The following is a 16078-nucleotide window of genomic DNA, read 5'->3' on the forward strand; positions in this document are numbered from 1 at the left end:
AGCATCGTGCTGCCCCCACTGACCCGCTCGCGCAGCACCCAGCCCGGCAACATCGCCAATGCCTTGATGGCGACCTACTACCGCCAGCGCACCAGCGCCGGTTTCATGGTGACCGAGGGCACTCAGATCGAACCGCGCGGCCAGGGCTACGCCTGGACCCCCGGCATCCACAGCCCGGAACAGGTGGCAGGCTGGCGCCAGGTCACCGACGCCGTTCACGCTGAAGGCGGCATCATTTTCGCTCAGCTGTGGCATGTGGGCCGGGTTTCGCACACCTCGCTGCAACCCAACGGCGATGCGCCCGTGGCCCCTTCGGCCATCGCCGCCAGCGGCGTCAGCGTGTTCATCGAAACCGGCCCTGGCACCGGCACCCTGTGCCCACCGTCCACCCCACGGGCCTTGAGCCGCGAAGAGATCGCCGAGTTGGTGCAGCTCTATGCCAAGGCTGCCCGCAACGCGCTGGACGCTGGTTTTGACGGCGTGGAAATCCACTGCGCCAACGGCTACCTGATCAACCAGTTCATCTCCGCCCACAGCAACCAGCGCGACGACGAATACGGCGGCTCGCTGACCAACCGCCTGCGCTTCCTGCGCGAAGTGACCGAGGCCGTGGCCGCGGTGGTCGGCAAGGAGCGCCTGGGCGTGCGTTTCTCGCCACTGTTCGAGAGCACCGACGAAGCCCGTGTCTACCTGGGCCTGGTCGAGGAAGACCCGCGCGACACTTACCTGCAAGCCATCGGCGTGCTGGAAGACATCGGCATTGCCTACCTGTCCCTGGCCGAAGCCGACTGGGATGACGCCCCCGCCCTGCCCGACGACTTTCGCCAGCAGGTACGGGACACCTTCAGCGGCGCCCTTATCTATGCTGGCAAATACACGGCCGAGCGCGGCAACCGCGTCCTGGACGCAGGGCTGGCGGACCTGATCGCCTTCGGCCGCCCGTTCATCGCCAACCCCGATCTGCCTCGGCGGCTGGCCCAAGGGCTGCCGCTCAACCCGCTGGACAGCGCCAGCATGTATGGCGGCACCGAGGTGGGCTACATCGACTACCCCGCCCATTGCGACTAAACCCCTGACGCGCCAGGCCCAAGTGTCGTAAAATCGCCGGATTACCCGATTGTGTGATTTATGAGCATCGATATCAGCGAAGCCCTCAAGGCCCTCGACAACCCGACCCGCCTGGCGATCCTCGGCTGGCTGAAAGAGCCGAGCAAGCACTTCCCCGAACAACAGGTCAACCCCGATGAGGTCGGCGTGTGCGTGAGCATCATCCAGGCCCGCGCCAACCTCTCGCAGTCCACGGTATCGCTGTACCTCGCGGCGCTGCAGCGTGCGCAGCTGGTCACCTCGCAGCGAATCGGGCCCTGGACCTACTACAAGCGCCATGAGCAGAACATCGAAGCTTTCCAGCAGGCGCTGCGCGCGTTGATCTGAGCGTGTTACCGCGGCAGTGTTCCCATCGTGTGGGACAGGGCTCACTGCACGCGGTAAACCTTGACCAATACCGCCTCACGCTGCGGCTTCAGGCTCGTCAGGCTGCCCACATACACCGCCTTGTTCAACCACGCGTAAGGCCCTTCCGGCGCCTGAATGGTCAGCGTCGAAAACGCATACCGCCCCCCATCACTGCCATGCACCAGCACCTGGTTGCGCACGGTAAGCAGCGTTCCGTCCTCGGTTTGCATGTCGTACAGCGCATCCAACTGCTTGACCCCGTCAGCTCGCAGCAACTGCCGATCGGCCCCCCCTGCGAGCACCTTGCCCTGCAAGCCAGGGCCGTGAAACTCCCCGCCAGTGATCGGCACCTTGAACCGCTCCCCCAACGGCCCCTTGCCCAGGGACTGGCCCGGGGCGATGTCGATGGTCGCTTCGTACACCGGTTCCAGCGTCGGCGCGGCTTCGGTCCACCCGGCAGGGAGCATGCAGGTCAGGGTCAGCAGTAGAGCGGTACGGCGCATGGGCACTTCCTTTTGTGTTTGTAATGGGATCGGCTTGACCGAAAAACTGGTTAATAGTATTAACCATATTAGCTCTCCCATCACAACAACAAAGGGAATTTCCTGGTGAAGCGAACTCTCGCCCCTGTTTTCACGCTCACGCTGCTGGGCATGGCCGTGGCCCATGCCGATGACCAGCAACGTTGCGCTGCCCTGGCCAGCAACGACCCAGCCGTCACCCTGAACCTGCACCAGTGGGTAGCCGCTGGCCAGTTACCGCAGGCCAACCCAGGCCGTGCGGCCCTGACCGGCGCCGCATTGAGCAAGGCGGCGATGCCCGCCCACTGCCTGGTGCAAGGCGTCATCGGCGCACGCACCGGGGCCGATGGCCAGCCCTACGGCACCCACTTCGAATTGCGCCTGCCCAGCCCATGGAACGGCCGCTTTCTGTTCCAGGGTGGTGGTGGCATGGACGGTGTGGTCGGCCAGGCGCTGGGCGCCATCCCGTTGCGCGGTGCCAGCGCGCTGCCAGCCCTGGACCGTGGCTACGCGGTGGTGGCCACTGACTCCGGGCACAGCGGCAAGGACAACAGCGACGCCCGCTTCGGCCTCGACCAGCAGGCACGTCTGGACTACGCCTACGCCGCCATCGGCACGGTTACCGCCCAGGCCAAGGCGTTGATCTTCAGCTATTACGGCAAGGCCCCGGCCCATAGCGTGTTCATGGGCTGCTCCAACGGCGGGCGCTCGGCACTGATGGCCGCGCAGCGCTTTCCCACCCAGTTCGACGGCATCATCGCTGGCAACCCAGGCCTGCGCCTGAGCCGCGCCGCTGTGGCCCAGGCTTGGGACACCCAGGCGTTCAGCCGCGCCGCACCGCGCACTGCCGACGGCCAGGCGATATTGGCCCAGGCACTGACACAGGCCGACCAGGACCTGGTGGCCAAGGCGGTGCTGGAGCGCTGCGATGCCCAGGACGGGCTCAAGGACGGCAGCATCGACGCCATGAGCCGCTGCCGCTTCGACCCTGCGGTGCTGACGTGCAAAACCGGCCAGGCCCAGGGCTGCCTGTCCCCGGCCAAGGTCGAAGCGCTGCACGCAGTGTTCAACGGCGCCCATGACAGCCATGGCCAGGCGCTATACAGCGATTGGCCGTGGGACGCGGGTATTGCTTCGGATGGCTGGCGTGTCTGGAAACTCGGGCAAGCCACCGGTGACAAGCCCGATGCACGCAACGCTACCCTGACGCCCGGGTCCCTGGGCCTGTATTTCATGACTCCGGCCCAGCCTCGGTTGGACCTGTTGACCTTCGATTTCGACCAGGCGGTCCAATCAACGGCACAGACAGCCGCCATCAACGATGCCGTGGCCACCCTGTACTCCAGCTTCACCGCCGCGGGCGGCAAGCTGCTGGTGGTGCAGGGCAACAGCGACCCGGTGTTCTCGGCCAATGACCTGCGCCGCTATTGGGCGCAATTGATCCATGACAACGGGGGCCGCGCGGCAGTCGAGCCCTGGGCACGGCTGTTCATCGTTCCGGGCATGACCCACTGCGGCGACGGGCCGGCGCTGGACGATTTCGACCCGCTGACCGCCATGGAAACCTGGCAAGACAAGCAGCAGGCGCCTGCCCGACTGCTGGCCCGTGGCAGCGCATTCCCGGGGCGTAGCCGACCGCTGTGCGCCTACCCTCAGGAGGCGCATTTCATGGGCAAGGGTGATTCGCAGGATGCGGCGGCATTCGCCTGCCAGGAGCCCTGACGCAGCCTTGCAGCAGCGGACCAGGCCGCGTCACCAACGCCGTGCAGCAGCAGGCACACCGCATGCACCGCCGACGCGGCCGGGTCCGTCCACTGCGGCCTGCCTTCAGAACAAACGGATAGGGTAGCCCACCGTGAACCGCGTTTCGTCCAGGCTGCTCTGGAAGGTCGAGCGCAGGCTGTAGAGGCTCAACGACACACTCAGGTCGCGCCACTGGCCGGACTGCACCACATAGCGCAGGTTGAAGTCGCGTTCCCACTCGTGGCCGTCCACCGCATTGCTGCGCTGCACGTCCCAGCCATGCACGTACTTGGCCGTGGCGGTCAGCCCTGGCACGCCGCTGGCGGCGAAATCATAGTCGTAGCGCACCTGCCAGGAGCGCTCATGGGCGTAGCCGAAGATGTTGTTGACGTGGTTGGTCATCACCGTAGGGCTATCTTGCAAACCAACGAAATCATCCTTGCCAAACAGCCGCTGCAGCCCCAGCAACCAGGTGTGCCCGCCCTGGCGCCAACTGAGGCCGCCATACAGCGCGCGATTATCCAGATCGCCTGCCTTGGCCTGGCCCTGCTCGGTGCTCACGTACAGGCCCGTGTCCAGGCGCCACACGCCCGTGCCCATGGGTTGGTCATAGGTAAAACGGTACAGGTCCTGGGCATAGATGTCCTTGAGTTCCGCGTGCCAGTAAGCCAGTTGCAAGCGCCCGTCCACCGCGCGAATTTCGCTGCCCAGGTAGTCGAAATGGTCCCCGGTGATGCTGCTGCCATGCATGTGCAGCTTCTCCTGGTCGGTGGAGTCGCGGTTGCTGAAGGTATTCAGGCGCCCGCCGTACAGCGTCAGCCACTGGGCGGGGTTGGACACCAGGGTGGTGCCCACGTAGGTCTGCGGCAGCAGCCGCGCATCGTTGGTGCGCACCACCGGCAAGCTTGGGGTTTGTTCACCGACCTTGACCAGGGTATTGAAGCCCTTGAGTTTCAGCGCCGCGCCCGCCCGCCCATACTCGGCCGGCGCGCCGCTGGCGGTCTTGGGCAGCAGCCCGGAACCGGCCGTGCCGCGCCCGCTGTCCAGGCGTACGCCCCATTTGCCAATCACATCGACACCCACGCCGATGACCCCCGGGGTAAAGCCTGAACCGCCTTGAAGGATGAAGCCCTCGGCCCATTCCTGGCGCTTGGCGACACTGGCATCACTGCCCTTGAAATTGCCTTGGTAAAAAGCGTTGCGGGTGTTGAGGGTCGCCGTGGCGTCCTCTATGAAGCCGTCGGCACGTGCCCACCCCGGGGGTACCAGGCAGCCGACACTCAGAGTGACGGCCAGGGTGGAGGCGCAACGAGGCCTGCGCGGCAAGAATGGCTGTGCCATGAGGGGGGTAACTCCGTTTTATTGTTGTTGTCGGAACACGCGTCGCGCAAGGTCGACGCCCCCTCAGCATATGCAACTACATAACAATATTAACCATTACGAACATTAACTGTTCGCTGATCGCCCGCTATGTGTTCAGCCTGCCCGGCCCAGGCTGGTAAACTGCCCCATCGCTCGACGCCCAAGGAATGCCATGATCCAGATTCGCCCCATGACCGCCGCCGACTTCGACCTCTTCTGGCCCACGTTCCAGGCCGTGGCGGCGGCCCGCGAAACCTATGCCTACGACCCGGCCCTGAGCGCGGAACAGGCCCGCCACCTATGGCTGGAGCTGCCCTTGCACACCCTGGTGGCCGAGGAAGACGGCGTGCTGCTGGGTAGCTACTACCTCAAGGCCAACGCTGCCGGGCCCGGCAACCATGTGTGCAATTGCGGTTACATGGTCACCGAGGCAGCCCGTGGCCGTGGCGTGGCACGGTTGATGTGCGAGCATTCCCAGCAACTGGCCCGGGCCAGCGGCTTCCTGGCCATGCAGTTCAACTCGGTGGTGGCCAGCAATGAGGTGGCCGTGGCGCTGTGGACCAAACTGGGCTTTGACACCGTCGGGCGCCTGCCCCGTGCCTACCAGCACGCGCGCCTGGGCCTGGTGGACTGCCTGGTGATGTACAAATGGCTGGCCGTGGAGGCGCCCCGCCCCCAGTTGATCGGCCGCAAGAACATCGAATCGGTGGTCTCGCGCCCGCGCCGCAAACCCTGAGCCGTGCACTGGCGGCTGCCTTGCGCCAGCGCGCTGGCCGTCGCCCGCGGACAAATTTGATAAACCGAAGTATTGATGCCACTCTCGGGTTATCAGTGTTTTCAAACGCATCCTTCACCTGATCGAACAAGGAGGCACTTTTCTGTCGTGCGGTAGTACCGGCCTCAGCCTGGCCGGATTCAGAACGTTTGAATGAAGCCGGCCCACGAGGCGGCTCCATTGCTCTCAAGGAATGTGCAATGACTCAACAACGACACGTAATCAACGCATCCGTCAGCCCCAAGGGCAGCCTGGAAACCCTGTCCCAACGCGAAGTGCAGCAACTGAGCGAAGCCGGTTCCGGCAGTATCTATACCCTGTTCCGCCAGTGCGCCCTGGCTATCCTCAACACCGGCGCCCACATCGACAACGCCAAGACCATCCTCGACGCCTACCAGGATTTCGAAGTTCGTATTCACCAGCAGGACCGCGGTGTGCGCCTGGAACTGCTGAACGCCCCGGCCGACGCGTTCGTCGACGGCGAAATGATCGCCAGTACCCGGGAGATGCTGTTCAGCGCCCTGCGCGACATTGTCTACACCGAGAACGAACTGGACAGCTCGCGCATCGACCTGAGCACTTCCCAGGGCATCACCGACTACGTCTTCCACCTGCTGCGCAACGCCCGCACCCTGCGTGCGGGTGTCGAACCCAAGATGGTGGTGTGCTGGGGCGGGCACTCGATCAACAGTGACGAGTACAAGTACACCAAGAAGGTCGGCCACGAACTGGGCTTGCGCAAGCTGGACGTGTGCACTGGCTGCGGCCCGGGCGTGATGAAGGGGCCGATGAAGGGCGCCACCATCGCTCACGCCAAACAGCGCATGACCGGCGGCCGTTACCTGGGCCTTACCGAGCCCGGCATCATCGCCGCCGAGGCACCCAACCCGATCGTCAACGAACTGGTGATCCTGCCGGATATCGAGAAGCGCCTGGAAGCCTTCGTGCGCGTCGGCCATGGCATCATCATCTTCCCGGGCGGCGCCGGCACCGCCGAGGAGTTCCTGTACCTGCTGGGCATCCTGATGCACCCGGACAACGCCGGCCTGCCTTTCCCCGTGGTGCTCACCGGGCCGAAAAGCGCGGCACCATACCTGGAGCAATTGCACGCCTTCGTGGGGGCTACCCTGGGCGAAGCAGCCCAACGCCATTACCAGATCATCATCGATAACCCGGCCGAAGTGGCCCGGCAGATGACCCAGGGCCTCAAGGAAGTGAAACTGTTCCGCCGCGAGCGCAATGACGCCTTCCACTTCAACTGGTTGCTGCGCATCGAGGAAAGCTTCCAGCGCCCCTTCGACCCCACCCACGCCAACATGGCGAGCCTGCAGTTGAGCCACGCCCTGCCTCCCCATGAGCTGGCGGCCAACCTGCGCCGGGCGTTCTCCGGCATCGTCGCCGGCAACGTCAAGGACAAGGGCATTCGCCTGATCGAGCAGCACGGGCCGTACGAGATTCACGGCGACCCCGAGATCATGGCGCCGCTGGACAAGCTGCTCAACGCCTTCGTCGAACAGCACCGCATGAAGCTCCCCGGCGGCGCGGCGTATGTGCCGTGCTATCGCGTGGTGCGCTGAACCAACGGGGTAAATCGCCCCCGCTGTGGGACCGGGCGAAGCTCGGGAAGACGGCACCGCGGATCGTCTGGCATCACGCGGCGTATTCTTCCCGAGCTTCGCCCGGTCCCACAAAAGGGCGGCTGCCCATAGGGGTGGCGCCACACCATCGATTCCATTGATAACCACCATCGCGAGCATCATCTTCCGCCGTTTCCCCAGCGGCGTACCATAGCCCCCATACACCACGTATCGGGAGGCCACGACATGCTGATTCATTTGCTCACCTGCCTGGCGTTGACCGCCGTCACCCTGCACCTGTTCGTGCTTCCCGTCGTGGACATGGCCCGCGCAATCAGATAGCCACCAGCGCGTACATGCACAATCGTTCACTTGAGTTTCACCTGCCCGCAGCCGAAGCTCACCCCCATTGTCAAAGCCCCGGAGCCTGTTCCATGATCCGACCCGTGACCCTGAATGTCAGCTTTCCTCGTTTCGGCAAGAACTACTACGTGCAGAACGTAGTGACCCGCAAGGCCCCGCTGCAACTGATTACCAACGATGGCTTCGGCTCGGTGCTGATGCCTCAGGCCAGCCACCACTTCAGCAATGAAGTCGTGGGCCTCAACGATCAGTTCCGGTTTCTGAACAACATCCTGGTCGCTCACCTGCTGGGACCCCGCGCCAACGCCCACTCCTGAGCAAGGCCCGGGGATTGTAATAATCCCGATACCTTGATTAGCTTGCTATCCAATTAACGGCTTCGCAGAATTGCGCCTCTTTTCAACGAGTTAATGAAATGCGCATTCTTTCCGCCCTGGTACTTTCCCTGAGCCTGTGCAGCACTGCCGCCCTGGCCAACGACGTGGTTGGCGCGGTGGTCGGCGCGGCCGGCGGTGCCGTGGTCGGCAACCAGGTAGGCGGCACTCAGGGCGCGGTCATCGGCGGCGTCGCCGGTGGCGTGCTGGGCGTGGCCGTCTCCAGTCTGCTGGACCATGACCACAAGGGTCACCACGACCACGGCCACGGCGGCCCAGGCCCTGCCCCGGCGCCGATGCATGGCGGCCCGGGCCACGGCCCTCAGCCTGAGCACTTCCGCCACGAAGGCGACGGCGGCCCACGCTACTGATACCCCGGGCGCCCACAAAGTAATTGCTGCTACAGGCCTGGGCTCGACAGGTGGAGCATGCGGTACTGCCGAGTGCCCTCCTTCGCCAGCCGAGCCCGAGCATGAAACACCATGCGCACCAGGGTCCAGGTCAGGGCCTCGAGGCCTACCACCACCGCCTTCACACTCGGGTCTTGCATCAGCAGACGGCTGGCCGCCCGCTCCTCCTCCAGTACCTCTTCCACCGCCCGCCCCAAAGGTACTGCGACCTGCTCGCGACTGGCAAACCGGGCTACGCCAACGTCCGCTTTCCACTGTGATGCCACGGTCAGCCACTGGCCCACCGCAGGCCGCCCGAACGCCTCGCTGACCCCGGCGAAGGCCGGACTGGCCAGAAACGCTGCCATGGCCTGGGCATCGGCCCACAGGTAGAACGGCGCGTACAGGTTCTGTTCGCTCAGCAGGTCGGTATCGCGTTCATCGGCCACCAGAAACGCCTTGAAGAGCAGGCCCGGCCAGTGATCGAACAGGCTGGCCTTGGCCTCGATACGCCGGGCGATGGCCGACATGTCATGTCCGGGGGCGAACGCGAAGCTGTATTGCATGGCTATGTTCATGCCACCGTCCCCCCATTCATGCGCCCACCGCCAAACGACCACTCCTCGGCCGCCGTGGTGGTAATCACGACCATGACGTCTTCGGGGTCCAGGCCGACCTTTGCGTGCAACCGCCGCACCAGGGTCTGGTAGAACGCCTGGCGGCGTGCATTGCTGCGGGGCTTGCCCGCGGTGATGGCGATCAGGGTGAAGGCTTCGCTGCGCGGGCCCGCCAGGTAATCGCGGTCGAACAGCAATTCCCCCGCCCCGTGTTGGTGAATGATCTGGAAGCGATCGCTGGGCGGTACGTCGAAGGTGTCGACCATGGCCTGATGGATGCCGTCGGACAATGCCTGGAGATACTCGGCAGAGCGGCCTTGAAGCAGGGAAATACGTACGAACGGCATGGCGTGACCTTGCGTGGGCGGTTGACGACGTACACCGTACCCAGCGACGATAGTCCTGAATATCAGATTCATCAGGATCAACAGTTCGGAAATTCAGGATTATCAACATGCGTAACCCAACCTTTGACCTGGACGTGCTGCGTACGTTTGTCACCGGGGTCGAACTGGACAGCTTCGCGAAGGCCGCCGACCGCTTGGGCCGCTCCACGTCGGCGGTAAGCGCGCAACTGAAGAAACTCGAAGAGCAGGTCGGCAGCCCCGTGCTTGCGCGGTCGGGGCGGGGCCTGGCGTTGACGCCCACGGGCGAGCTGCTGCTGGGGCACGCCCGGCGCCTGCTGGGGCTCAATGACGAGATCTTCGGCCACCTGCGTGCAACGCAAGCCCAAGGCACGCTGCGCCTGGGCTTGCAGGAGGATTTCGGTGAGCGCCTGCTCAGTGATGTGCTTCAGCGCTTCACCAGCGTCTACCCGGGCATCAGCCTGGAGATCCGCCTGGGCCGCAGCGCCGAATTGCTGCCGTTGGTGGAAAGCGCCCGGCTGGACCTGGCCTTGACCTGGGACACTGGCGCGAACACGCCGTGGTCGACGCGCCTGGGCCAGACCACGACCCACTGGATCGGTCCCGGCCACCGTCAGTTCACGGCCAGCGCCGACAACCCGCTGCCGCTGGTGCTGTTTGACGCGCCGTGCGTGTTACGCAGCGCCGCCTTGCAGGCGCTGGATGCAGCGCATATCCCTTGGCGCATCGCCCTCACCAGCCCCAGCGTGGCAGGGCTGTGGGCTGCCGTCAGCGCCGGGCTGGGCATTACCCTGCGCACCCGGGTGGGCTTGCCGGCGCATTTGCGGGTGATGGAAGGCCTGCCGAACGTGGCCCCGCTGGGCTACCGTCTGCACCGGGCCAGCGAAACCGAGAGCGCTGCCCTGGCCTACTTGGCGGACCTGGCCGCGCAGGCCCTGGGCTCGATCTGATGGGGCTGGATGTGGGATTGGGGTGCAGGAGCTGGCGCGCCAGCGCCCACCGAGGTCAGACCGCCTCGCCCGAAGGAACGAGCCCGCCGCTGGCCTGCACTTGCGCGTTCAGCGTCGCCTGGGACGGCGCATAGAGAAAGCCGAACGACACGCTGTTACGCCGGCCCTTGATGGCGTGGTGCATCAGGTGGGCCTGGTACAGGCGCAGCAGGTACGGGTGGCGTGGGCTGGGGCGCACCGGCCAGTGGCGGTGCACCAGGCCGTCATGGAACACCACGTAGATCACCCCATACGCCGCCGCCCCCGCGCCGATGCACTGCACCACGGGATCGCCCAGCACCATCAGTCCGATGGCAGCCAGCGCCAGCACCAGCAGGTACACATCATTGGCTTCCAACGTGCCCAGGTGCGCCTCGTGGTGCGACCGATGCAGCCACCAGCCGGGGCCATGCATGATGTATTTGTGCGCCAGCGTGCCGACGCCTTCCATGGCGACCAGGGTACAGAGGAAGATGAGCAGGTGGGCGATCATGGGCAGGTGGGGTTTGCAGAGGGATTGGGGGAGGATAGCGTGGTTGGTTTTGAATTGCATCAGGGTGGAGTAGCCTTGATACACGACCTCACGCCCTAAACCCGCCACCCCAACCCCAACGCCTTATGCAACGCCGCGAAATCCTTGAGCAACTGCGCATCCCCGCTGATCCGGTTCTGTTCGGCATCGAACCGCGTGCGCTCGGCATCCAGCCAGTCCAAGGTGCTGGCCGTACCCGCGTCGTAGCGCTCGCGGGTCAGGCTGGCGGCGCGCCCCGATGAGGCTTCGATGTCACGCAGCAACACCACGTTCTGGCGCTGATGGCCATAACGGGCGAGCGCCGTGTCGGCGTCGCGCAAGGCACCCAGCACCACGCTGCGGTAGTGTGCCTGAGCCTCGTCGCGCCCGGCTTCGGCGCTGTCGACGCTGGCCGCCACGCGGCCAAAATCCAGGGCGTTCCAGGTCAGGCGCGGGACCAGCAGCCAGGTGCCGTTGTCCTTGCGCAGCAGGTGCGACGGCTCGGCGGCGCTGAACCCCAGGTCGCCCATCAGCGACAGTTTGGGGAACCAGTCGGCTTTCTTTTCACCGATCTGGGCATTGCTGGAGGCCAGCTGACGCTCGGCGGCGCGGATGTCCGGGCGGGCCTTGAGCATGGCGGCCGGGTCCGCCAGCGGCACGCTGGCAGGCACACTGGGCAGATCGGCCGGCTGGCCCAGGCGCGCATCCAGCTCGCCAGGTTCCTGGCCACACAGCACCGCCAGCTGATCCAGGGATTCGATGATCTGCGCCTGCAAGGGCAAGCGCTGGGCCTGGGTGGTCTGCAATTGCGTGGTCACTTGCTCCAACTGCAACTGCGAGGCAACGCCGCGGGCACGCCGCTGCTGGGTGAGGTCCAGCACCTGAGCTTCCAGTTGCGCGGTGGCGTCCACCAGGGCCAGGCGCGCCTGGCGGTCGCGCAGGTCGACATAGGCCTGCACCACTTCGGCCGCCAGTTGCACCTGGGCGTCTGCCAGGTCGGCCTGGGACGCGTCGGCGCTGGCCGAGGCGGCTTCGATGGCGCGGCGGGTGCCACCAAACAGGTCCACTTCCCAGCTGGCATCGAAGTCGGCCAGGTAGAACTGCACCGGGCCACGCCCACCACCGCTGTCCTCCCCGGTCAGCGCCGACAGGTCAGGTGAGCGCATGCGCAGGCTGGTGGCATTGGCGCTGAGCTTGGGCCTGGCATCGGCCTGCTGGCCGCTCAGTCCGGCACGGCTCTGGCGCAAGCGGGCCAGGGCCGAGTGAATGTCCGGGCTGTCGTTGAGCGCCGCTTCAACCAGCGCATCGAGCTGCGGGTCGTTCAGCCCGCGCCACCAGTCGGCCGCGGCCGGGGTGGCGTCCGCCTGGGCGTCGGCGTGCGGCAGCCGCCCGGCAGCCAGGGTCTTGCCGGCGACCGAAGGTGCGCCGTGGTAGTCGGGGCCGACGGTGCAACCGGCCAGCAGGCCCAGCACCACGGCCGATATCAGGGTTCTGTGAGTCATGGGTGGCTCGCCGGTTTTTTCAGGAGAAGGGCCAGAGGCAGGCACAGTACCAAGGCGATGCCCAGCAAATAGAAGCACTCGTTGAAGGTCATCACCGTGGCCTGCCCTGCGATCTGGCTGGCCAGTTGCGCGGTGGCCTTGAGCTGCGCCAAGGCCTGGTCGCCGGTCTGCATCAGAAAGCTGGCGGTCTGACCGGCCATGTGGTCCTGGCCAAGAGTACTGTTGGCGGTCAGCGACTCGCGGATCATGGCATCGTGGTAACTGTCGCGACGGTCGATCATCACCCCCATCAGCGCAAGGCCGATGGAGCCGCCCAGGTTGCGCGCCATGTTGTACAGCCCCGCCGCATCACCGGCCTCATGGGTGGCCACCGCGGCCATGGACGCCTGGTTGAGCGGCATCATCGCCAGGATCTGGGCGAAACCGCGCAGTAGCTGCGAACCGTAGAAATCGTGGCCCACGCTTTCGCTGGTCAGGCCGATGTCCAGGGCGCAACTGACACTGAACATGACCAGGCCGATGATCACCAGCCAGCGGGCGTCGTAACGCTGCAGCAGCGCCGGCAACACCGGCATCAGCAAGAATGCCGGGAGCCCCGACAGCAGCATGATCGAGCCCGCCTGCTGGGCGTTGTAGCCGGCCACCGTGCCAAGGAACTGGGGCAGCAGGTAGGAGATGCTGTAGATAGCAGCGCCCACGGTGGAGACAATCAGGATAACGCTGGCGTACCGCGGGTTGCGCAGCAGGCTCAGGCGCACGATCGGCCGCCTGGCGAATACCTGCCCCACCGCCACCAGGAAGAACCCGGCCACACAAAGCAGGCTCAGCCAGACGATCATGTGGGACTCGAACCAGTGCTCGCGCTGCCCCTCCTCAAGCACCACGGTCAAGGTGCTCAAGCCCAGGGTCAGGCCGAGGATACCCACCCAGTCTGCCTTGATGAATTGCTGCAGGTCGGCCTTTTCCGGGCGCAGGCCACTCCACAGCAACGCCACCAGCGCCAGGCTGATGGGCAGGTTGAGGAAAAAGCACCAGCGCCAACTGGCGTTCTCGGTCAGCCAACCGCCCACCACCGGCCCCATCAACGGCCCCAGCAGCACGGTCAGGCCGAAGATCGACATGCCCACGGACATCTGGTGCCTGGGCAGGCGCGTGCGAATGATGGTTTGCGCGGTGGGAATCATCGCCCCACCGGCGAAACCCTGGCCGATGCGCCCCAGCACCATGCCCATCAGCGTGGTCGACAGCCCGCAGTACATGGAAAACAGGGTGAAAAAAATCGCGTTGCCCATCAGGAACCGGCGCAGGCCGAACACCCGTGTCAGCCAGGCGGCCAGGGGGATCATGACGATTTCGGACATCAGGTAGCCGGTGGAAATCCACGTGCCTTCCGTACCGGAAGCGCCGATCTGGCCCTGAATCTGCGGGAGAGCCGAGTTGGTGATGGAGATGTCCAGGGTCGCCAGCAGCGCCCCCAGGGAACCGGCGGCCACGGCCACCCAGTCACTGAGCGATGCATTGGCCGGCTGTGGCGCCGACGCAGCGATAACCTCAGCCATGGCTGCGCACATCCACGTCGACAGTCACCGAGAGGCCCGGCACCAGCACGTTGCGCACGTCATCGGGCACGTCCAGGTGGATGCGCACCGGCACGCGCTGGACGATCTTGGTGAAGTTGCCCGTGGCGTTCTGCGACGGCAACAGGGCGAACTGCGATCCGGTACCCGGCGACAGGCTGTCGATATGCCCCACCAGGTCCTGGCCTGGCAAGGCGTCCACGTGCACGGTGACTTGCTGGCCGGGCCGCATGTGGCCGATCTGGGTTTCCTTGAAGTTGGCCGTCAGGTACAGCGCCTGCACGGGCACCACGGTCAGCAGCCGAGTGCCGGGCTGGGTGAACTGCCCTACCCGCACGCTGCGGTCGGCCACACGGCCGGCGAGGGTGCTGACCACGGTGGTGTCATCGCGGTCCAGCTGCGACTGGCGGGCGCTGGCCTGGGCCACCACCAGTTGCGCACGGGCTTGCTGCAGTTGGGCCTTGAGAATGCCCACCCGGGTCTGCGCCGACTGCACGGCCGCCTGGCGCGCGGCCTGGCTGGTGCTGGCCTGTGCCAGCTTGTTGTTCAGCTCGGCCAGGCGCTCCTCGGTTTCAGCGCCAGATTTGGCCAGGGGCGCATAACGTGCCACCTCCGAGCGCGCATGCCGGGTGTCGGCATCGGCGCCCGCCAGCTCCGCCCGGGCCTGGGCAATGCTGGCGTCCTGCTGCACCAGGTCGGCCTCGGCCTTGGCAACATCGGCCTGGCGCGAGGTCACGGTGGCGAGGGCTTCGTCCAGGGCCGCCTGATATTTGCGTTCATCCAGGCGCACCAGCGGCTGGCCGATGCCGACGGTCTGGTTGTCGGCCACCAGCACCTCGGTCACGTAGCCGCCCACCTTGGGCGCCACGGTCATGCTGTCGGCCTGCAGGTAGGCGTCATCGGTGCTTTCAATGAAACGGCCGTGGAACCACCAGTAGCCGCCCCACACCAGGGCCGCCAGCACGATCAGCAACCCAAGGCCCAGCAACACCTTGCGTGGGCCGGCACGCTGGGGTTCATCAGGGGTTTGTGCCACGGGGGACAGGCGTTCTTGCTGACCGAGGGGACGATCGACGGACATGCCGGGGGCTCCAAAATATTCCAGTTGATACAAAATGTGACGGTGGCGAATTTATGTCAAGTGATATATTTTGCAGATGACTTCTTACAGGCGCTTTGACATGGCACGACATCGACCGGCAAAGGAAGGCGGCTACCAGCGCGGCGAAGAGACCCGCCAGCGCATCATCGAGGCTGCCGTGGGGCTGTTCGCCGAACGCGGTTTCGAGGGCGCGTCTACCCGCGATATCGCCAATGCAGCCGGGGTCAACGCCCCCGCGCTGCAGTATTACTTCGACAACAAGGAAGGCGTGTACGTCGCTTGCGTCGACTACATTCTCACTCACATCTGGGCGCAACTGAGCGGCGTGGTGACCCATGCTGAAACCTTGCTGGCGACGCCGGGCGCGACGGACACGAATCTGATCGACGCTTACCTGGCCATTCTGGGCGGCTTCGTCGCACTGATCCATGACAACCCCCAGTCCAGCGACTGGCGCCGGTTCATGGCCCGCGAGCAAGCGGGCCTGGGGCCGCCCGCGGCATTCGACTTGATGGACCAGGGACTCAACCTGCGCCTGGGGGCCGTCACGCGTGGCATCGTGGGGCGTTTGACTGGCCGAGGCGCGGATGATGAGGTGACGATCATTCGGGCGTTGGCGTTCAACAGCCAGGGAATGGTTTTTCGGGTATTGCGCCGGCCGGTGCTGCGGGCGCTGGGGTGGGACAGTATTGATCGGGCGCGAATGGAGACTGTTCGGTCTATATTGCTGTCGCAGAATCGGTTGACACTGGAGGCGCTGGTGCGAGAGCGGGGGTGAGGATTTTCAGGGGGGAGTGCTTGTCTTTGTCGCCATGGTGCTCTTGAGATCGTGCGCTGCGCGGGCGGCGCTCGATCG

General features: G+C 65.3%; 17 protein-coding genes. 9 read left to right on the forward strand and 8 right to left on the reverse strand.

What is annotated here, in order from left to right; genetic code table 11:
- The first annotated feature begins 3 nt into the window (after positions 1-3).
- Both QBK88_RS29750 and QBK88_RS29755 read left to right on the forward strand, forming a co-directional pair.
- On the forward strand, positions 4-1068 hold the full coding sequence (locus QBK88_RS29750) for an alkene reductase (RefSeq protein WP_277964900.1): 1065 nt from the start codon (positions 4-6) through the stop codon (positions 1066-1068).
- 60 nt (positions 1069-1128) lie between these two features.
- Complete coding sequence (locus QBK88_RS29755) at positions 1129-1434, forward strand: ArsR/SmtB family transcription factor (protein ID WP_158156948.1); 306 nt, start codon at positions 1129-1131, stop codon at positions 1432-1434.
- A 41-nt stretch (positions 1435-1475) separates the two neighbouring features.
- Here QBK88_RS29755 and QBK88_RS29760 read toward each other — a convergent pair whose 3' ends face one another.
- Positions 1476-1958: a DUF3237 domain-containing protein gene (locus QBK88_RS29760; RefSeq protein WP_277964886.1), complete on the reverse strand. Its 483-nt coding sequence runs from the start codon at positions 1956-1958 to the stop codon at positions 1476-1478.
- Positions 1959-2063: 105 nt separating this feature from the next.
- Between QBK88_RS29760 and QBK88_RS29765 the strand changes: the two genes are divergently transcribed.
- Complete coding sequence (locus QBK88_RS29765) at positions 2064-3698, forward strand: tannase/feruloyl esterase family alpha/beta hydrolase (RefSeq protein ID WP_277964887.1); 1635 nt, start codon at positions 2064-2066, stop codon at positions 3696-3698.
- A gap of 105 nt (positions 3699-3803) precedes the next feature.
- On the opposite strand, the gene QBK88_RS29770 is transcribed toward QBK88_RS29765, so the two are convergent.
- Positions 3804-5060 carry an OprD family outer membrane porin gene (locus QBK88_RS29770; RefSeq protein ID WP_277964888.1) on the reverse strand — a complete coding sequence of 419 codons (1257 nt, stop codon included), beginning with the start codon at positions 5058-5060 and terminating at the stop codon, positions 3804-3806.
- Positions 5061-5253: 193 nt separating this feature from the next.
- Between QBK88_RS29770 and QBK88_RS29775 the strand changes: the two genes are divergently transcribed.
- The 4 genes from QBK88_RS29775 to QBK88_RS29790 all read left to right on the forward strand — a co-directional run bounded on the left by QBK88_RS29775 (position 5254) and on the right by QBK88_RS29790 (position 8541).
- The gene (locus QBK88_RS29775) at positions 5254-5817 is read left to right on the forward strand and encodes a GNAT family N-acetyltransferase (RefSeq protein ID WP_277964889.1); all 564 of its coding nucleotides are present in this window, start codon (positions 5254-5256) and stop codon (positions 5815-5817) included.
- A gap of 239 nt (positions 5818-6056) precedes the next feature.
- On the forward strand, positions 6057-7433 hold the full coding sequence (gene ppnN / locus QBK88_RS29780; RefSeq protein ID WP_277964890.1) for a nucleotide 5'-monophosphate nucleosidase PpnN: 1377 nt from the start codon (positions 6057-6059) through the stop codon (positions 7431-7433).
- 434 nt (positions 7434-7867) lie between these two features.
- Positions 7868-8113, forward strand: coding sequence for a hypothetical protein (locus QBK88_RS29785; protein WP_277964891.1), 246 nt, complete (start codon positions 7868-7870; stop codon positions 8111-8113).
- Between the two features lie 98 nt (positions 8114-8211).
- A complete protein-coding gene (locus QBK88_RS29790; RefSeq protein ID WP_277964892.1) occupies positions 8212-8541 on the forward strand; it encodes a glycine zipper domain-containing protein in 330 nt (109 codons plus the stop codon).
- 29 nt (positions 8542-8570) lie between these two features.
- Here QBK88_RS29790 and QBK88_RS29795 read toward each other — a convergent pair whose 3' ends face one another.
- On the reverse strand, positions 8571-9137 hold the full coding sequence (locus QBK88_RS29795) for a DUF4865 family protein (RefSeq protein WP_277964893.1): 567 nt from the start codon (positions 9135-9137) through the stop codon (positions 8571-8573).
- Positions 9134-9523, reverse strand: coding sequence for a tautomerase family protein (locus QBK88_RS29800; RefSeq protein ID WP_277964894.1), 390 nt, complete (start codon positions 9521-9523; stop codon positions 9134-9136). Before QBK88_RS29800 ends, QBK88_RS29795 begins: the two co-directional genes overlap by 4 nt.
- 107 nt (positions 9524-9630) lie before the next feature.
- On the opposite strand from QBK88_RS29800, the gene QBK88_RS29805 reads away from it, so the two are divergent.
- Entirely contained in the window at positions 9631-10491 is an 861-nt protein-coding gene (locus QBK88_RS29805; RefSeq protein ID WP_277964895.1) for a LysR substrate-binding domain-containing protein, read from the forward strand.
- Positions 10492-10546: 55 nt separating this feature from the next.
- Here the strand turns inward: QBK88_RS29805 and QBK88_RS29810 are convergent, their stop codons facing one another.
- The 4 genes from QBK88_RS29810 to QBK88_RS29825 all read right to left on the reverse strand — a co-directional run bounded on the left by QBK88_RS29810 (position 10547) and on the right by QBK88_RS29825 (position 15201).
- Positions 10547-11023: a beta-carotene hydroxylase gene (locus QBK88_RS29810; protein ID WP_277964901.1), complete on the reverse strand. Its 477-nt coding sequence runs from the start codon at positions 11021-11023 to the stop codon at positions 10547-10549.
- 95 nt (positions 11024-11118) lie between these two features.
- Positions 11119-12543 (reverse strand): efflux transporter outer membrane subunit, encoded by a 1425-nt coding sequence (locus QBK88_RS29815; RefSeq protein WP_277964896.1) that lies wholly within the window; start codon positions 12541-12543, stop codon positions 11119-11121.
- Positions 12540-14102 (reverse strand): MDR family MFS transporter, encoded by a 1563-nt coding sequence (locus tag QBK88_RS29820; protein ID WP_277964897.1) that lies wholly within the window; start codon positions 14100-14102, stop codon positions 12540-12542. The genes QBK88_RS29815 and QBK88_RS29820 overlap by 4 nt, the downstream gene beginning before the upstream one ends.
- Positions 14095-15201 (reverse strand): HlyD family secretion protein, encoded by a 1107-nt coding sequence (locus QBK88_RS29825; RefSeq protein WP_277964898.1) that lies wholly within the window; start codon positions 15199-15201, stop codon positions 14095-14097. The genes QBK88_RS29820 and QBK88_RS29825 overlap by 8 nt, the downstream gene beginning before the upstream one ends.
- Before the next feature lie 100 nt (positions 15202-15301).
- Between QBK88_RS29825 and QBK88_RS29830 the strand changes: the two genes are divergently transcribed.
- Positions 15302-16000, forward strand: a complete 699-nt coding sequence (locus tag QBK88_RS29830; RefSeq protein ID WP_277964899.1) for a CerR family C-terminal domain-containing protein — start codon at positions 15302-15304, stop codon at positions 15998-16000.
- Positions 16001-16078: the final 78 nt, after the last annotated feature.

The organism is Pseudomonas sp. RIT-To-2 (assembly GCF_029623465.1).
Taxonomy (GTDB): Bacteria; Pseudomonadota; Gammaproteobacteria; order Pseudomonadales; family Pseudomonadaceae; genus Aquipseudomonas; species Aquipseudomonas silvicola.